The 16,134-nt window shown below is 47.5% G+C and carries 15 protein-coding genes; 6 read left to right on the forward strand and 9 right to left on the reverse strand.

Annotated features, from left to right (window positions below; translation table 11 throughout):
• Window positions 1-3: 3 nt before the first annotated feature.
• On the forward strand, window positions 4-3,105 hold the full coding sequence (locus CEW91_RS06975) for an efflux RND transporter permease subunit (protein ID WP_088768293.1): 3,102 nt from the start codon (window positions 4-6) through the stop codon (window positions 3,103-3,105).
• 86 nt (window positions 3,106-3,191) lie between these two features.
• Here CEW91_RS06975 and CEW91_RS06980 read toward each other — a convergent pair whose 3' ends face one another.
• The 4 genes from CEW91_RS06980 to CEW91_RS06995 form a co-directional block, all read right to left on the reverse strand.
• Window positions 3,192-3,584, reverse strand: coding sequence for a hypothetical protein (locus tag CEW91_RS06980; protein ID WP_088768294.1), 393 nt, complete (start codon window positions 3,582-3,584; stop codon window positions 3,192-3,194).
• A 73-nt stretch (window positions 3,585-3,657) separates the two neighbouring features.
• Window positions 3,658-5,331 (reverse strand): M28 family metallopeptidase, encoded by a 1,674-nt coding sequence (locus CEW91_RS06985; RefSeq protein ID WP_088768295.1) that lies wholly within the window; start codon window positions 5,329-5,331, stop codon window positions 3,658-3,660.
• A 22-nt stretch (window positions 5,332-5,353) separates the two neighbouring features.
• Window positions 5,354-5,860, reverse strand: coding sequence for a DUF192 domain-containing protein (locus CEW91_RS06990; RefSeq protein WP_198400861.1), 507 nt, complete (start codon window positions 5,858-5,860; stop codon window positions 5,354-5,356).
• 75 nt (window positions 5,861-5,935) lie between these two features.
• Window positions 5,936-7,372, reverse strand: a complete 1,437-nt coding sequence (locus CEW91_RS06995; RefSeq protein ID WP_088768296.1) for a protein adenylyltransferase SelO — start codon at window positions 7,370-7,372, stop codon at window positions 5,936-5,938.
• Between the two features lie 118 nt (window positions 7,373-7,490).
• On the opposite strand from CEW91_RS06995, the gene CEW91_RS07000 reads away from it, so the two are divergent.
• A complete protein-coding gene (locus tag CEW91_RS07000; protein WP_088768297.1) occupies window positions 7,491-8,387 on the forward strand; it encodes a gluconeogenesis factor YvcK family protein in 897 nt (298 codons plus the stop codon).
• On the opposite strand, the gene dcd is transcribed toward CEW91_RS07000, so the two are convergent.
• Both dcd and apbC read right to left on the reverse strand, forming a co-directional pair.
• Window positions 8,384-8,971 carry a dCTP deaminase gene (gene dcd, locus CEW91_RS07005; protein ID WP_088768298.1) on the reverse strand — a complete coding sequence of 196 codons (588 nt, stop codon included), beginning with the start codon at window positions 8,969-8,971 and terminating at the stop codon, window positions 8,384-8,386. The genes CEW91_RS07000 and dcd overlap by 4 nt on opposite strands.
• Window positions 8,972-9,017: 46 nt before the next feature.
• Complete coding sequence (gene apbC / locus CEW91_RS07010; RefSeq protein WP_088768299.1) at window positions 9,018-10,001, reverse strand: iron-sulfur cluster carrier protein ApbC; 984 nt, start codon at window positions 9,999-10,001, stop codon at window positions 9,018-9,020.
• Window positions 10,002-10,109: 108 nt separating this feature from the next.
• On the opposite strand from apbC, the gene metG reads away from it, so the two are divergent.
• Complete coding sequence (metG, locus tag CEW91_RS07015; RefSeq protein WP_088768300.1) at window positions 10,110-12,146, forward strand: methionine--tRNA ligase; 2,037 nt, start codon at window positions 10,110-10,112, stop codon at window positions 12,144-12,146.
• 10 nt (window positions 12,147-12,156) lie between these two features.
• Here the strand turns inward: metG and CEW91_RS07020 are convergent, their stop codons facing one another.
• Window positions 12,157-12,459 (reverse strand): PilZ domain-containing protein, encoded by a 303-nt coding sequence (locus tag CEW91_RS07020; RefSeq protein WP_088768301.1) that lies wholly within the window; start codon window positions 12,457-12,459, stop codon window positions 12,157-12,159.
• Window positions 12,460-12,556: 97 nt separating this feature from the next.
• Between CEW91_RS07020 and hspQ the strand changes: the two genes are divergently transcribed.
• Window positions 12,557-12,868 carry a heat shock protein HspQ gene (gene hspQ / locus CEW91_RS07025; RefSeq protein ID WP_088768302.1) on the forward strand — a complete coding sequence of 104 codons (312 nt, stop codon included), beginning with the start codon at window positions 12,557-12,559 and terminating at the stop codon, window positions 12,866-12,868.
• Window positions 12,869-12,929: 61 nt separating this feature from the next.
• Window positions 12,930-13,298 (forward strand): histidine triad nucleotide-binding protein, encoded by a 369-nt coding sequence (locus tag CEW91_RS07030; protein WP_088768303.1) that lies wholly within the window; start codon window positions 12,930-12,932, stop codon window positions 13,296-13,298.
• Between the two features lies 1 nt (window position 13,299).
• Here CEW91_RS07030 and CEW91_RS07035 read toward each other — a convergent pair whose 3' ends face one another.
• Together CEW91_RS07035 and ggt are read right to left on the reverse strand one after the other, a co-directional pair.
• Window positions 13,300-13,743 (reverse strand): hypothetical protein, encoded by a 444-nt coding sequence (locus tag CEW91_RS07035; RefSeq protein WP_088768304.1) that lies wholly within the window; start codon window positions 13,741-13,743, stop codon window positions 13,300-13,302.
• Window position 13,744: 1 nt separating this feature from the next.
• Window positions 13,745-15,484: a gamma-glutamyltransferase gene (ggt, locus tag CEW91_RS07040; RefSeq protein WP_088768305.1), complete on the reverse strand. Its 1,740-nt coding sequence runs from the start codon at window positions 15,482-15,484 to the stop codon at window positions 13,745-13,747.
• 77 nt (window positions 15,485-15,561) lie between these two features.
• On the opposite strand from ggt, the gene rrtA reads away from it, so the two are divergent.
• Window positions 15,562-16,131, forward strand: coding sequence for a rhombosortase (gene rrtA / locus CEW91_RS07045; protein WP_088768306.1), 570 nt, complete (start codon window positions 15,562-15,564; stop codon window positions 16,129-16,131).
• The last annotated feature ends 3 nt before the right edge of the window (window positions 16,132-16,134 follow it).

The raw sequence follows: 16,134 nt of genomic DNA on the forward strand, positions 1-16,134 counted from the left end.
TCAATGGCTAAGTTTTTTATTAATCGCCCCATATTTGCCTGGGTTATCGCGCTATTAGTCATGATGGCAGGTGCTATCGCGACCATTCAGTTACCGGTAGCTCAGTACCCTACTATTGCGCCTCCGGCCGTAGAAATACAAGTTAACTACCCCGGCGCAAACGCTGAAACCGTTTCCGATACGGTTACTAAAGTGATTGAGCAGAATATGACAGGTATCGATAACCTGCTCTATTTCTCGTCGCAAAGTAACTTTGGTAACGCGACTATCAGCTTGACCTTTGCCTCTGGCACTGACCCTGACATTGCTCAGGTTCAGGTTCAGAATAAGCTCTCCCAGGCCACGCCTCAGCTTCCTCAGGAAGTTCAGGCGCAAGGTATAACCGTCAGTAAGTCCAGTAGCTCCTTCCTTATGGTTTTAGCCTTGGTTGCGACTGATGATCGTTATAATCAAACCGATTTAAGTGACTATATCGCCTCAAACATCCAGGATCCTATTGCCCGTACAACCGGCGTTGGTAATGTGCAACTGTTTGGTGCGCCTTACGCTATGCGCATTTGGGTTGACCCTTCAGCGTTAGTTAACTATGGCATGACCATGGACGACTTGAAGTCGTCAATTCGCGCACAGAACGCGCAGGTGGCAGCGGGTGAACTTGGCGGGACTCCGGCTGTTGACGGTCAACAGCTGAACGCTACGATTATTGCGCAAACACGCTTATCAGAAGCGTCGGAATTTGAGAATATTACTCTGAAAGTCATGCCAGACGGTTCTCAAGTGCGCTTGAAGGACGTAGCACGCGTTGAGAAAGGCGCTGAAAACTACTCAATTGAAGCGAACTATAACGGTAAGCCAGCAACCGGTTTAGCAATTAATCTGCAAACTGGCGCCAATGCACTGGAAACCGCTGAAGCGGTTAACGCTCGTATAGAAGAGCTGCAAGCGTTCTTCCCCGATGGCATGAAAATGGTAACGGCCTATGACACCACGCCGTTTATCAAAATCTCCATTTCGGAAGTGGCTCAGGTATTAATAGAAGCGATTATTCTCGTATTCCTATTAATGTTCGTTTTCTTACAAAACCTGCGGGCAACGCTTATCCCGACGCTGGCTATACCTGTCGTTATTCTTGGTACCATGGGCGTTATGGCACTGGCTGGTTTTTCTATCAACACGCTAACCATGTTCGGCATGGTGTTATCGATAGGTCTTCTGGTGGATGATGCCATCGTTGTCGTCGAGAACGTCGAGCGATTGATGTCAGAAGAAGGCTTGTCACCTAAACAGGCAACCATTAAGTCGATGGGACAAATTACCGGCGCATTGATAGCCATTGGTGTCGTCATGGCAGCCGTATTCGCGCCTATGGCGTTCTTCCCCGGCTCAACTGGTGCCGTTTACCGACAGTTCTCACTGACAATTATTACTTCTATGGGTCTGTCTGTACTTGTCGCAATTATTTTCTCACCAGCATTGTGTGCAACCCTGTTAAAGCCGGTCAAACACGACAAAAATGAAGGCTGGGGACCACTGGGCTGGTTTAACCGTGCCCTGGAAAAGTGGACGGTTAAGTACACCAACTCTGTCGGTTATATATTACGCCGGACGATGCGTTTCGGGCTTATTTATTTAGGTATTATTGGCGTATTGATTTTCTTATTCACGCGCCTGCCGGCCGCATTCCTACCGGATGAAGACCGTGGTGTTTTCTTAACGCAAATGCAGCTTCCTGTTGGATCAACGCTGCAGCAATCAGTAGACACCATGGACAAAATTGAGAACTATTATCTCAATCAGGAAGACGCCGTCCAGTCGGTATTCTCAGTGGTTGGCTTTAGCTTTTCTGGCCGTAGTCAGGCCAACGGTATCGCGTTTGTTCGCTTGAAAGATTGGAGCGAACGTGACGAGAGCCAGAGCGTCGAAGCTGTGATTGGTCGGGCTTTTGGGTTCTTCGCCGGTATTAAAGAAGCCATGATCTTCGCTTTTAACCTTCCACCAATTCCGGAACTTGGTGTAGCCAGTGGTTTCAACCTGTTCCTGCAAGATCGTGGCAATATAGGTCACGCAGGTCTTATTGAAGCGCGTAACCAGCTACTGGGCATGGCCTCTCAAAGCGATAAATTAGTACAGGTTCGTCCTAACGGTCTGCCTGATGCGCCACAGCTGCGCATTGATATCGACTTTGAAAAAGCACAAGCGCTGGGCTTAACGATTGCCGGTATTAACGACACTTTAAGTACGGCCTGGGGCTCTGCCTATGTCAACGACTTTATCGACCGTGGTCGAGTGAAAAAAGTTTACATACAAGGGGAAGCTGACGATCGCATGCTACCTGAGGATATCAACGAATGGTACGTGCGCAACAACCAGGGCGATATGGTGCCGTTTAGCTCTTTCGCAAGCTGGGAATGGACGTATGGTCCACAACGTGTCGAAAGTTATAACGGTGTCGCAGCACTTGAAATACAAGGTCAGGCAGCGCCTGGTATCAGTACCGGCGAAGCCATGACCGAAATTGAAAACCTTATTGCTCAATTGCCACCAGGTATTGGCTTTGAATGGACGGGTATCTCATTGCAAGAGCGTCAATCGGGTAACTTTGCGCCGATACTCTACACCGTCTCTATTGTCGTTGTCTTCCTATTCCTGGCAGCACTGTACGAAAGTTGGTCAATTCCATTCTCCGTCATGCTGGTTGTGCCTTTGGGTATTTTGGGGGCGGTAATCGCCGTGATGCTACGAGGCATTTCCAACGACGTGTACTTCCAGGTCGGTCTGTTAACGACTGTCGGGGTATCGGCACGTAACGCCATACTCATTGTTGAGTTTGCCAAAGACTTACAGGCTCAGGGCAAAGAACTGCTCGACGCCACAATGGAAGCGGTTAGATTGCGTCTACGCCCTATTCTAATGACCTCACTGGCATTTATCTTCGGCGTTATGCCATTAGCGTTAAGTGATGGTGCCGGTGCTGCCAGTCGTAACGCTATTGGTACCGGGGTGATTGGCGGTATGATAGGCGGAACGGTACTGGCAATCTTCTTTGTACCGCTATTCTTCTACGTGGTGAGAAAAATCTTCCCACCGAAAGAAGCGGAAGAATAGTCAAGGTCCGGCAACCAACAATAAACTGCCATAAAAAAACCGGAGCGCTAGCAGCTCCGGTTTTCTTTTATGCGAAACAAATTGCACTAACGTTTTGTTTCGTCGTCATCTTTTACTTCATATTCACCGTCAATAACCGAACCATCTGAATAATCACTTTGATGATTTTTCTGCTGACGATAACTTTCCTGCTGTTCATATTGGCGTTGTTGACTTTGATAATGTTGTTTCGCTTGTTTACGCATACGCCACACTTGCTTGATGGTATGACGCTGACGCCAAAGCACAGGAATCATTAACAACACTAAAATTCCGGCAATCACTAAACCGAAAGCTAACCCTAAGCCAACAATAACAATCAGCAGTAATAACCCAAGAATTCGGGTAAGCCAGTTTCCTGAGGTCGGTGAACCTCCGGTTCGGCTGTTTTGTCCGCCTTGGCTAAAACGTATATAAAGCTTATCTCGTTTATCTGTCATAACGACTCCTACAACTCTCCATCAGTTAAGACAACAAGACAGAATATCTGTTCCAGCCAAGTCATCTACGGTTTTACTTGCGCATATCTTCAGTCGCTTTACGAGCAGCTTCAAATTCATTACCCGGTGCCCACTTCGGCCACTCACGTGAATTCGCTAACTCTTTACCAACCGAATAAAATAACGACATATCCTGCTGTACGCCGCGTAAATCCCAGTTTTCATCAAACTCGTCAGCAGGCTTATGGTAAGCATCGCGATTAAAAATAGCACGCTGCTCTTCGCCCCACTCACGTCCTTTCGTGAAGTGATCATTCCCGCCTTTTGCATACAGCATTGGCACACCTTTCTTCGCCAGGTTGAAATGATCAGAGCGATAGAAAAAGCCTTTTTCCGGTGTCGGCTCTGGTGATATATATCTATCTTGGGTCTCTACGTAAGGTTTCAAGTAATCATCCATATTTGAGTTACCGTAACCCACAACCACCATGTCTTTCATTGGACCGTAAACATTCATCACATCCATGTTAATACCGCCGACAGCTTTGCCCAATGGTAGCAACGGGTTGTTGGCATACCAGGCCGAGCCTAATAGACCACTCTCTTCGGCACCCACTGCGGCAAAAACAATTGAGCGCTCAGGACGAGGTTCTTTCGAGAACTCTTCTGCCATAGCCATCAATGCAGCCGTACCTGATGCGTTGTCTTGCGCACCATTATAAATAGGATCATCTTCGCGCACCGGATCCATACCTAAATGGTCATGATGCGCCATATAAATAACGTGCTCTTCGGGGTACTTAGTGCCTTCAATGTAACCAATAACGTTGTTAGTATTTAAGTATTCATACTTGTTATTGATGGTCATGGACGCCTGGATACCCAGCGGCTGAGGCTTAAACTTACCGCTAATGGCCTGCTCTTTCATTTGCTCAACATTTTTGCCAACAGATGCAAACAAGGCATTGGCGCTTTCTTCAGTAATCCAGCCTTCAACAGCGGCGCGATCCATATTTTTATTGTCGCGCTTTAAGTCAAATTTTACAGGTGAACCACCCGCTACAACGCCCCAACCGTAACCAGCAGGACCTGTTTCGTGAATGACAAAAGCAGCTTTTGCCCCCTGGCGCGCCGCTTCTTCATACTTGTATGTCCAGCGGCCGTAGTAAGTCATCGCGTTCCCATTAAAAAGTTCCGGGTCGCCTGTTGCATAGCCCGGATCATTGACAAACATCACCACGGTTTTGCCTTCTACGTCCAGCCCCTCGTAGTCATTCCAGTCATATTCCGGTGCGACAATACCGTAACCCACAAAAACAACATCGCTGTTATCTAAGCTCACTTCTTCAACAACACGAGGCGTCCACGCCATCATCTCTGTGCGATATTGCATAGGCTCCGGAGCTGCCTCACCCGAGAAACTCAGCGAGCTGACTTTATAAGGCATTAATTTAACCAGCGGCAGTGGCTGGCGATACGAGTTATTCTCTTCGTCGTATGGCTTTAAACCCCACTCGCGGAAATGGTTTTCAATAAAGCTTACCGCTTTCTCACCGCCTTCTGATGCCGGCGCACGACCTTCGAACTCATCTGACGCCAAGGTTTTTAGATAATTTTTATAATTAGGGTTAAATGCGGAATCTTTAATATCAGCAGTCGCCTTTTCAGTCGGCTTAGCTTCTTCATTTGCCGGCCCACAGCCGGTTAATACGGTAAGGCCAATCAGACCTGCTAGTGCGTATTTCATTGCATCTCCTTTTATTTGTTTATTATTTCTTGTTGTTACACGAACCGTTTTCATCAGCTAAGTAAATACGGTCGCCCAAGCGCACATTGTGCTCTTCGAAAAAACCAGCATTCACTTCTAATACACTCCAATACGGTTTACCCGGCGAGTAACTTCTGCATTGGTTTGGATCGTTGCTACCACAAGGTCTCATCGTAAAAGTTTTGACGATTTTTCCTTGTTTGTCTAAATACGCAATGTCGAGAGGAATTAAGGTTTGGTACATCCAAAAACCACCGTAGCCTGGTCGTTTATGATCGTATCGAAAAAGCATCCCCTCATATTTTCCTAAATATTCTCGTTGCATTAGCCCACGAGCCTGCTGAGCCTGAGTATCGGCCAGTTCAACCAACAGAGGTGATTGAACGCCTTCCAGGCAAGCCACGGCTCTGTCAAACTGCTGAGGTGCTGGTACTGACCACTGCTGAGACCATGCCGATACCGACACCAAGGCCAGTATAGCCATTAAACCCGTGCTGATACGTCCCATGATGTATTCCCTTTTTAAATGAGCTAGACGTTATTTATTGATTTTGTCCTATCACAGCGCTAACCGCAATGTTCATTAACTTGAACACGACAGCTCAGCAGGAGGTTGCCCCGACTCCGGAGGGACAACCCAGCGAGTGTTTTTATGTTTTTCCTCAAATGGAGTCATCAGTGCGTTAATATACTCGTTAAGAGCCTCATCACTTCCTTGTTCAGCCTGCTCAATAACGTATTGAGCATGATGAGTACGTAAAATCACCAGTGGATTTACTTGCTTCATTGTGTTCGTATCGGGCTTATTCGCAACGGCTTCTGTGTAATCATTCAGCCAGCTCTGCCCGTTTTCCTTTATTCGCTGGGCGATTTCTCCTAAATTGCCGCTCAGTGACTGCCAATTACCTTCCAATACGGCGCCCAAAGCCCGGTAGCTTAGGTTATAGTCAAGCTGATAAGTTTCCAAGAGCATTAGCCAGCCACTGATTAACGACCAACAAGTGTCATTGTTAGAGACATCGGTGAGTCCGAGTCGTTGCTTCATAACGTTTAAAAAGGTTTCTCTTAGCACGGGTTCATAACCTTCCAGTACATTATTAACAGACTGGTCGTCTGCAAATCCCCCTAACGCATGAGCAAGTCGTTTCAAGTTCCATAAGCCCACACCAGGCTGTTGCATAAAACCATAGCGCCCCGCGTGATCAGTATGATTAAAAATATGGCCAGGCTTATAGTCGTCGAAGAAGGCATAGGGACCATAGTCAAACGTTTCTCCGGCCAGACTCATGTTGTCCGTATTCATCACGCCATGCACAAAACCGTAAGCCTGCCACTTTGCTATCATCTCAGCGGTAGCTTTGACCACATGGCGGAATTGTTCAGATACCGATTTGTCTGCTGCGCCAGGCCATATCGACTCAATACTGTGTTGCCACAAGCGCTTGGCACTGTCTTCTAAGTTTCGGTAAAGGCAATGTTCAAAATGGCCAAAGCGAATGTGCGTGCGAGCAACCCGAACCAGCATAGCGCCGGGCTCGACGGTCTCTCGTTGAATTTGACCTTCAGTCGAGACTAACGCCAGCGCTCGCGTCGTTGGAATACCAAGCGCATAAAAGGCTTCACTGGCAAGCAGTTCACGAATGGATGAGCGCAAAACCGCTCGGCCATCGCCTCCGCGGCTATAAGGCGTTGGCCCAGCACCTTTAACATGTAAGTCATAGAGAGCATCCGGCGCCTGTACCTGCCCGACAAGGAGCCCTCGCCCATCACCTAAATAAGGGTTAAAGTGACCAAACTGATGTCCTGCGTATTTCTGCGCGACGGGTTTAGTACCTGGCCAGTCTTTGTTACCTGAAACCCAATCCACTAAGGCTCCCGGCACACTGTCACCACCACTCAACGCCTTCCACAAAGTGTCATTTACCCAACGTAAGCGGCCTTTGCCGTCAGGTTGTATTGACTGAGCATGGCTCAGCTCAGGGAACTTATCAGCGAATTGATTATCGAAACGTAGTGGCATACATCCTCCTGATGTATCTATTGTTACACAGTAGACGAGGCTTGCATAACCAACAAAGAATCAGCTAAGGTGCGCTAAAAGACAATAACAGCACGGCCTTGGCAGTAAAAGGAGCCACATGCAACTTCAATCTTTAAGATGTATCACCGCGATTGGCGGCGGGCACGGTCTGGGTCGTGTACTTTCAACGTTGTCTTTTATGAAGCATAAGCTGGTTGGTATTGTTGCAACAACAGACAATGGCGGTGCCACCGGGCTTCTCAGAGCCTCTCAGCACTGTATTGCCTGGGGCGATATTCGTAACTGCCTGTCACAACTGGTTGAGCAGCCGTTGGCTGCCGAAGTTCTTAACTATCGTTTTGACTCGGATTCGGCGCTAAAAGGCCATAATTTAGGTAACTTACTGCTCTATACACTGGATCAGTTAAGCGCGCGCCCGCTCGATGGCATTCAGCTTTTAAGCCGACTGCTTAATGTCGACAACCGCATTCTTCCTATGTCGGAATGCCCCACGGATCTTATCGCAACCACTAGTGACGGCATTCAATGTCACGGTGAAATTCATATCGACAAACTGCCCAGCATGCCTCACAAACTCGAGCTTTCTGGTCAGGTTAAAGCCACCCCTGAGGCTGTTCGCCATATTAAAAACAGTCAGCTCATTCTTATAGGACCGGGCAGTTTTATGACCTCCGTCATGCCACCGCTATTAGTGCCGGAAATTTGTGAGGCGCTGAAAAACACTCGAGCGAAGATCGTATTTATTGATAATTTGGTCGACGAGCATGGCCCTGCGGGCGAGTTATCACTAGCAGAAAAACTGGAATTTATGAAATTTGAATTAGGCCAGCAGGTAGTTGACCTAATTTTGAGTAACAAGCAAGAAAAGGGTTTACCAGTACCTGTTATTGGCGGCCTGACAAGCGACACCGACGTTCATTATCGTCATAATACCAACAGCCTGCTGAATACCTTAGAGCAGGCGGCACACCAGCTTCTGGTGGAAAGCGCTTAACCGCCGTCGGCAGAAATGCGTGACGCAACCGCGCCGTGCTGATCTTTGTATTTAGCGTCATCCCTTTTATTATATGGGCGCGCACATTCCTGCCCTAACGGCTCGAAGCTGATGGCGCCAATTTTCATTCCAGGACGCAACGCCAACGGCAGTTTCCCGCTGTTGTAAAATTCAAGAACAATCTGCCCTGACCAACCCGGATCAATGCGGTGAGCCGTAACGTGCACCATTAATCCTAAGCGCGCCAATGAGGAACGACCATCAAGCCAACCGACCATGTCAGCAGGAAGCTGAATAGACTCATGCGTGACCGCTAACGCAAACTCGCCGGGATGGATGAAAAACGCCTGACCATCTTTGAGTTTAATTTCATCACTCATGACCTCATGGATGGCCGCCTCAATCGCTTCCCGAGAGCCGCTGATGTCAATAAATGGCGCGGCGTGATCCTGCAGAACCCGAAATTCATTACCTAGATGGATATCCAGGGTAACACCTGAAATATCCGTCACCTTAGGCGCCGGTGTTACCCCTATTTTTCCTTCCGCTAAATGTTGTTCGATTTCGGTATCGGTTAAGCGCATTCTTATTCACCTGTGACTGTTGTCTTTATCTTTTGTCTAGCGCGTACTATAGCGAATTTTTCCGCTGATAATAGAGCTCGGCAGCAACATATTGTGCCGACTCCAGAATTAATTGACTTAACTTGTGCTCTGGCTGTTTTAACAGTAATGGTTCATTACCGTCCAGACTGTCGCGTAGCTCTGTCGACAGCGGCCATTGCCCCAGCACCGGCAGCTTATTTTCTTCGGCAATAGCAACACCGCCACCCTCACCAAACACGGGATCTTCATGCCCACAACTCGGACACTGATAATAACTCATGTTTTCCAGCACGCCTATCATCGGAATGTTCAGTTTATTAAACATGGCAATGCCTTTTTCAGCGTCTCGTAACGCCACCGACTGGGGCGTTGTCACCACAACCGCACCGGTTACCGGCAGTTTTTGAGCCATAGTTAGCTGAATATCGCCAGTGCCCGGCGGCATATCGACAATCAGATAATCGAGATTGGGCCATGCAGTGTCTTTGTAGAGCTGCTGCAAGGCGCCACTGGCCATTGGACCACGCCAAATTGTGGCGTCTTTTTCATCCACCAAATAGCCCAGTGAATGCACGTAAATACCATGGCGCTCCATGGGAACCATCTTGTTATTTGCGGTTAGCTCAGGTTCTTTATGAGCTTTACCCAGCATGGTTGGTATAGACGGTCCGTAAATATCGGCATCTAACAAGCCCACTTTGGCTCCCAGCTGACTGAGTGCGAGCGCCAAATTAACGCTAACAGACGACTTACCAACACCGCCTTTGCCCGACGACACCACAATGACATTACCAGTAGTTAACGGCAAATCGGGCTGCGAATTTTTAAGCTTTTCAACTTGGCTGTTTATTTCCCACTCAAACCCGGCCAGCTCGCCTTGCTCGTTTAATGACGTTAACAGCGGCTCACCAGCTGCAAAAGGCACATTCAGCACTCGAGTATTACCAGAGCCAGTTACCCACTCATTCGGTATGCCGTTCGGAAATATTCTGTCGAAAAAAGTTGCCATTGGACGTCCTGTTGTAGCTGTGTATCGAGCATAGGCTATGGTAACATGAGTCACAGTAACTTTGGGTTTGACTTAAATTAATTAACGAATACGGAAGCATAATTTCGCATGAGCCAATCCGCACGAAAAATTCTAGTGACCAATGCATTACCATACGCTAACGGACCTATTCATATAGGCCACATGTTGGGCTACATTCAGGCCGATATCTGGGTACGTTTCCAGAAACTAAGAGGCCATGAATGTCACTTCATGTGCGCCGATGACGCGCACGGCACCCCCATTATGCTGAAAGCTCAGCAAATGGGTATTACGCCGGAACAAATGATAGGCGATATGCAGCGCTCACACGAAGCGGACTTCAGCGACTTTTTGGTGGGCTTTGACCACTACTACAGCACCCACAGTGACGAAAACAAAGAGCTGGCCGAAACGATTTATAACCGTCTCGATAAGGCAGGACATATAAAAACCGAAGTTATCGAGCAGTTGTATGACCCGCAAAAAGAAATGTTTCTGCCCGACCGTTTTGTTAAAGGGGACTGCCCTGACTGTGGTGCGGAAGACCAATACGGCGATAACTGTGACGTTTGCGGCGCAACTTACGCCCCCACAGACTTAAAGAATCCGAAGTCTGTTGTCTCTGGCGCAGAACCCGAACTGCGTAAATCAGAACATTACTTCTTCGATTTACCCGCGTTTGGCGACATGCTGAAAAGCTGGACACGCTCTGGCTCGCTGCAAAATGAAATGGCCAATAAACTTAACGAATGGTTTGAGCAAGGCTTGCAGCGTTGGGATATTTCCCGTGACGCCCCCTATTTCGGTTTTAAAATTCCGGGTACCGAAAACAAATATTTCTACGTTTGGCTGGATGCGCCAATTGGCTACATGAGTAGCTTTAAAAACTACTGTGATACAACCGGCAAGGCTGACTGGGACACCTACTGGCAAGCCAACAGCGAGGCAGAGCTGTATCACTTTATTGGCAAAGACATTATCTATTTCCATAGCTTGTTCTGGCCAGCCATGCTGAAAGGTGCCGACTTCCGTCAACCGACTAACGTCTGGGCGCACGGTTTTATTACCGTTAACGGCACTAAAATGTCGAAATCGAAAGGTACCTTTATAAAAGCAAGAACCTACCTCGATCACTTAGATCCTGAGTATTTGCGCTATTATTTTGCCGCCAAATTAACGAGCCGTATTGATGATTTAGACCTGAACCTGACGGATTTCGCGCAACGCGTGAACTCGGACTTAGTCGGTAAAGTCATAAATATAGCCAGCCGCTGCGCTGGTTTTATTCAGAAGAAGTTTGACGGCAAACTGTCCTCTAGTGTCGCTGACTCAGCACTACTGGAAGACTTTCAAACAGCAGGCTCAGATATTGCTGAGCTTTATGAAAAGCGTGAGTTTTCAAGAGCGATGCGCGACATAATGGCGCTGGCTGATCGCGCCAACCAGTACATTGCAGACAAAGAACCCTGGCAGCTTATTAAGAAAGAAGGTGCCGAGCAGGAAGTTCATGAAATTTGCTCGTTAGGTATTAACTTATTCCGTGTTTTGATGGTTTACCTAACGCCGGTACTGCCAAAGCTTTCAGCAGACGTTCAACACTTCCTGAATGACACCTTCACTTGGGAAAGTCATAAAACCGCATTGACTGACCACCCAATTAACAAATTTAAAGCGCTAATGCAGCGCATTGACATGAAAGACATTGACGCCATGATTGAAGATTCAAAACAGCAACAACCACAAGCGCCAGAGCAGCCGGCAGTGGCAAACGATGAATTAAAGAAAGAGCCTCTCGCCGATGAAATTTCGTTTGATGAATTTGCCAAAGTTGACCTGCGTGTGGCACTCATTGCAAACGCTGAACACGTTGAAGGTGCAGACAAGCTACTTAAGTTAACGTTGGACTTGGGGGGCGAGCAGCGTCAGGTTTTTGCGGGCATTAAGTCGGCTTATAAGCCTGAAGAGCTGATTGGTCAGCACACTGTTATGGTGGCTAATTTAGCGCCGAGAAAAATGCGCTTTGGTATGTCTGAAGGCATGGTATTAGCAGCAGGCCCTGGAAAAGATGAGATCTACATTCTTAACCCTCACGAAGGCGCAAAACCTGGCATGAGAGTAATGTAGTCACTGTCGATTAATCCATTGAGATAATTCGACAACCTAGCAAATAATCGCCGCTGTTGTTGTCCAGTCTTTGGCTGTGAACGACTTCAGCGGTTGCTTTTAACGAGGGTACCCCGCCACTAGAAACGATAGCCACTGATAGTTGCTGGCCTTTTTCCAGTTCAACCGGTACTTCCAACGACAGTCCTTCCGCACTTAAATCTAAACACACCGCATCAAGAGAGTGTTCTTCGCCAGATTTATCAAAGCTGACTTTCGCATCGGCGTTTATCGACATTCTCATAAAGTTTCGATTGTCATTCGACTCAAGCATGAGTTTCCTTAACTGTTATTAAAGTGTAAATGTCACTTCAGTTTTAGCACGCTTTGGCCGATAAAAAAACATTATCGGATAACAAGGAACCGTCATCATGGTTGAGGCCAAATTTTCAATAGGACAACTGGTAACCCATTCAATTTACGGATATCGCGGTGTTATTATTGACGCCGACCCCGAGTTTACCCTGTCTGACAGTTGGTATGAGAAAATGGCAACTACCAAGCCTTCCAAACAACAGCCTTGGTATCATATCCTGGTGAATAATTCTTCAATACAAACGTATGTTAGTGAAAGCAGCCTGGATGTCGATTTGTCAGAGCAGGAAATTCAACACCCCATGATAGACTTGGTATTTTGCGGCAAGTCACACGGACAGTACAAACTCGCCGAAAACCTCAACTAAAGTTGCTCCTTTTCAGCGCTATGGTTACCATTAAGTAACACTAAGACACAAGGAATTGGGCATGGCTGAAGAAACCCTTTTTTCGAAAATTATAAACCGTGAAATCCCGGCGGATATCGTCTACGAAGACGAGAGCGCGCTTGCCTTTAAGGACATTAACCCACAGGCACCGGTACATTTTTTGATTATTCCGAAAGAGCCCATCGCAACCGTTAACGACATTGACGAAGACAATGCGCATTTAGTGGGACATTTGTATGTGGTTGCGTCGAAGCTTGCTGCTCAATACGGCGTTGCCGACGACGGGTATCGTTTAGTCATGAACTGTAATGAGCACGGCGGCCAGTCCGTTTATCATATTCACCTGCACTTGTTAGCAGGCAAACCACTTGGCTGGCCACCGTACACGGACACCCCGAAGCAGGGCTAAATCAAGGACGGTATCTGGGGTCAAGAATTCTATCGACTAACCAGCTATCGCCGTTTTCAATGAGTACAACATCGCGGCTGTCTTTGTTGTACTCACCTTTGTATTCACCTTCAAACAGCACTGTCGCGCGAAGTTCATCTGAATGGTTGAGATAGTCACCCAGTGAATCACTGACTACTTCCAACTCTACTTTGTCGTAATAACGCCCCAGCACATAGCGCTGTACCGAGCTGACAGCCGCGTAGTGGTTAATCAGATCAACCATGCGTGGCGATGCAAAACGCTTGGCTTTCTCTAAGTCTCGCTCTTCATAAATCGCCTGATAAAATCCCTGAATGACTTCTGTTGGCGTTGCTGTATTTAAATCCACCGCTTCTTCGTCACTACAGCCCGCAAGGCTTATTAAAGCGCCAACCATTAATAGACCACTTAACAGTTTTTTCATTTTATTCTCCCTTTGCGATACCTTCCCTGCGTGGGTCAGCTGCGCCAATTAATTTGCCACTGTCAGTTATGGTTATACCATGCAAACCACTATTTAAATCAAGTACTTTGACGTTATGCCCTCGAGCTTCAAGCGCCTCTTTTAAGTTGCTGATGTCGCGCCCTTTCTCGAGCGATGTATAGTCATTTCGGTTGGTCACATGCCCCAGGTTGACAGCGTCCTGAATATCCATATTCCAGTCCAGAAGTCCCACCAGACTTTGAGTCACATAATTAATAATGCGACTACCGCCGGGTGAGCCTATGGCGTGCACCACCTGTTTACCTTCTTCATTAAGCACGATAGCCGGTGCCATAGAGCTACGCGGCCGCTTACCCGGCTCCACTCGATTGGCATACTTTTTCTCACCATCACCGGGGGCTAAGGAAAAGTCAGTCAGTTGGTTATTCAGCAAAAAGCCTCTCACCATAACGGTTGAGCCAAAGCCCATCTCAATACTGGTGGTCATCGACACCACATTACCTTCATCATCCACGATAGAAACATGACTGGTATTTGGCAATTCGTAAGCAATGTCCTGCTGGTATTTAGGCAGCAATTCGGTACCCGGTTGCGCTTTGCCTAAATCCAAATCAGTAATCAGCTTTGCCCGCTGAGCTAAGTAATTTTTATTCAGCATCGCCTCAACCGGAACTTCCACAAAGTCAGTATCAGCTATCCATTGGTTTCGATCCGCAAACGCTAACTTAGACGCTTGCGTAAACAGATGAACAAACTCTTCACTGTTCGGCTCTAAATTGCCAATTTCAAAGTTTTCCAACATACCTAAGGTTTGTTGCGTAGTAATACCGCCCGAGCTTGGTGGCCCCATACCGCAAACCTGATAAGCACGGTATTCGCTGCAGACCGGCTCACGCAGTTTCGCTTCGTAATTTGCCAAGTCATCTAAGGCTAACACGCCCGGTTCAATTGAGCTGTTTTGTACTGCCTCGACAATGTCTTTTGCTATTTCGCCTTGGTAGAAGACATCAACGCCTTGCGAGGCGATCAAACTCAGGCTATTGGCGTAGTCTTCATTTTTCAAAACTTGACCTGCTTTTAGCGGCTCACCGTTTGGAAAAAAGTAGTCACTAGCTACCGGCATTTTCTTAACACCGGGATTAATCTCCAGCTCGACCAATTTAGCAAGACGCGGCGATACCTCAAAACCTTGTTCCGCCAGCTTAATCGTGTCGTCAAACAAGCTGCCCCACTCTTTTTCACCCCACTTAGAATGGGCTAGCTCAAGCCCTCTCAAAATACCCGGGGTACCGACAGAGCGTCCACCAACAACGGCATCTATCCACTTAGCTGGTTTGCCGTTTTCATCCAGAAACAATGCTTCCGTCGCCGCCATTGGTGCTGTTTCCCGAGCATCAATGGAATACAGCTTTTTAGCCTCATTGTCCCAATATAAAATAAAGGCACCGCCACCAATACCGGACGACTGCGGTTCAACAAGACCCAGCATTGCCTGAACTGCAATAGCCGCATCCACCGCTGAGCCCCCTGCCTTTAAAACGTTATAGCCAGCCTCAACCGCATGCGGGTTGGCTGCTGCAACCATAAACTCGTCAGCTTTTACGGATTGTTTTTGTTGAAAGCCAGTCGCCGCCTCGGGCTCACGAACCTCCTGCTGTTGGGGTTGGCAGGCGCTAACAGCTAGTAACGCCGCCGCTAAAGCAGTAATGCGATATTTCATATAACCTCATTCATATTCACATTTAATTCCCCTATCATACGAAGCTGAGTTTGCCCACGCAATGAAAAGGAAGTTGGATGCACTATTTAAATCGATACTGGGTTGGTCTGGTTCTCATTTTAGCCATTTCTTGTTTTTTACAGCTTATGCCCGATTGGCATCAACAGCTCACATTCCACAGTGAAACCGTTATGTCACAGGGCTGGCCGCTAATTACCACCCACTTTATTCATTTAAACTGGACCCATGCCTTATTTAACTTTGCCGGGCTAGCATTGATTGTGGTTATTTGGCGGGAGTACTGGAATACGCGCTGGCTCGTCAATGCATTACTATTGAGTTCGGCTGCCACATCTCTCATTTTGTGGCTGCTGCCCTTTACGGTTATTTTTGTGGGTCTGTCCGGCGTACTGCACGGACTATTAGGCTATTGCTTAATTAAAGACATAAAAGCCGGAAAAAAGTGGATGTGGCTCATTGTTATTGCTCTCATCGGCAAAGTGGTTGTTGAGCTTTTAGGTTGGCAGCCCGACCATTTCGTGGGCCAGCACGTCAGCGTCATTCATGCAGCAGGGCTATTAACCGCTTTATTACTTTATAAACTAGAACGGCGCCGTATTAGCGACGCCGTTCCCCATAAAGATTAAGCG

Source organism: Idiomarina piscisalsi, from assembly GCF_002211765.1.
Taxonomy (GTDB): Bacteria; Pseudomonadota; Gammaproteobacteria; order Enterobacterales; family Alteromonadaceae; genus Idiomarina; species Idiomarina piscisalsi_A.

Coding starts and splice junctions, on each gene's coding strand:
- apbC (WP_088768299.1), bottom strand. CDS start 10,001: ATGGCAACTTTTTTCGACAGAATATTTCCGAACGGCATACCGAATGAG.
- CEW91_RS07035 (WP_088768304.1), bottom strand. CDS start 13,743: ATGAAAAAACTGTTAAGTGGTCTATTAATGGTTGGCGCTTTAATAAGC.
- CEW91_RS06975 (WP_088768293.1), top strand. CDS start 4: ATGGCTAAGTTTTTTATTAATCGCCCCATATTTGCCTGGGTTATCGCG.
- CEW91_RS06980 (WP_088768294.1), bottom strand. CDS start 3,584: ATGACAGATAAACGAGATAAGCTTTATATACGTTTTAGCCAAGGCGGA.
- CEW91_RS07020 (WP_088768301.1), bottom strand. CDS start 12,459: ATGCTTGAGTCGAATGACAATCGAAACTTTATGAGAATGTCGATAAAC.
- ggt (WP_088768305.1), bottom strand. CDS start 15,484: ATGAAATATCGCATTACTGCTTTAGCGGCGGCGTTACTAGCTGTTAGC.
- CEW91_RS07030 (WP_088768303.1), top strand. CDS start 12,930: ATGGCTGAAGAAACCCTTTTTTCGAAAATTATAAACCGTGAAATCCCG.
- rrtA (WP_088768306.1), top strand. CDS start 15,562: ATGCACTATTTAAATCGATACTGGGTTGGTCTGGTTCTCATTTTAGCC.
- CEW91_RS06985 (WP_088768295.1), bottom strand. CDS start 5,331: ATGAAATACGCACTAGCAGGTCTGATTGGCCTTACCGTATTAACCGGC.
- metG (WP_088768300.1), top strand. CDS start 10,110: ATGAGCCAATCCGCACGAAAAATTCTAGTGACCAATGCATTACCATAC.
- CEW91_RS06990 (WP_198400861.1), bottom strand. CDS start 5,860: ATGGGACGTATCAGCACGGGTTTAATGGCTATACTGGCCTTGGTGTCG.
- CEW91_RS06995 (WP_088768296.1), bottom strand. CDS start 7,372: ATGCCACTACGTTTCGATAATCAATTCGCTGATAAGTTCCCTGAGCTG.
- CEW91_RS07000 (WP_088768297.1), top strand. CDS start 7,491: ATGCAACTTCAATCTTTAAGATGTATCACCGCGATTGGCGGCGGGCAC.
- hspQ (WP_088768302.1), top strand. CDS start 12,557: ATGGTTGAGGCCAAATTTTCAATAGGACAACTGGTAACCCATTCAATT.
- dcd (WP_088768298.1), bottom strand. CDS start 8,971: ATGCGCTTAACCGATACCGAAATCGAACAACATTTAGCGGAAGGAAAA.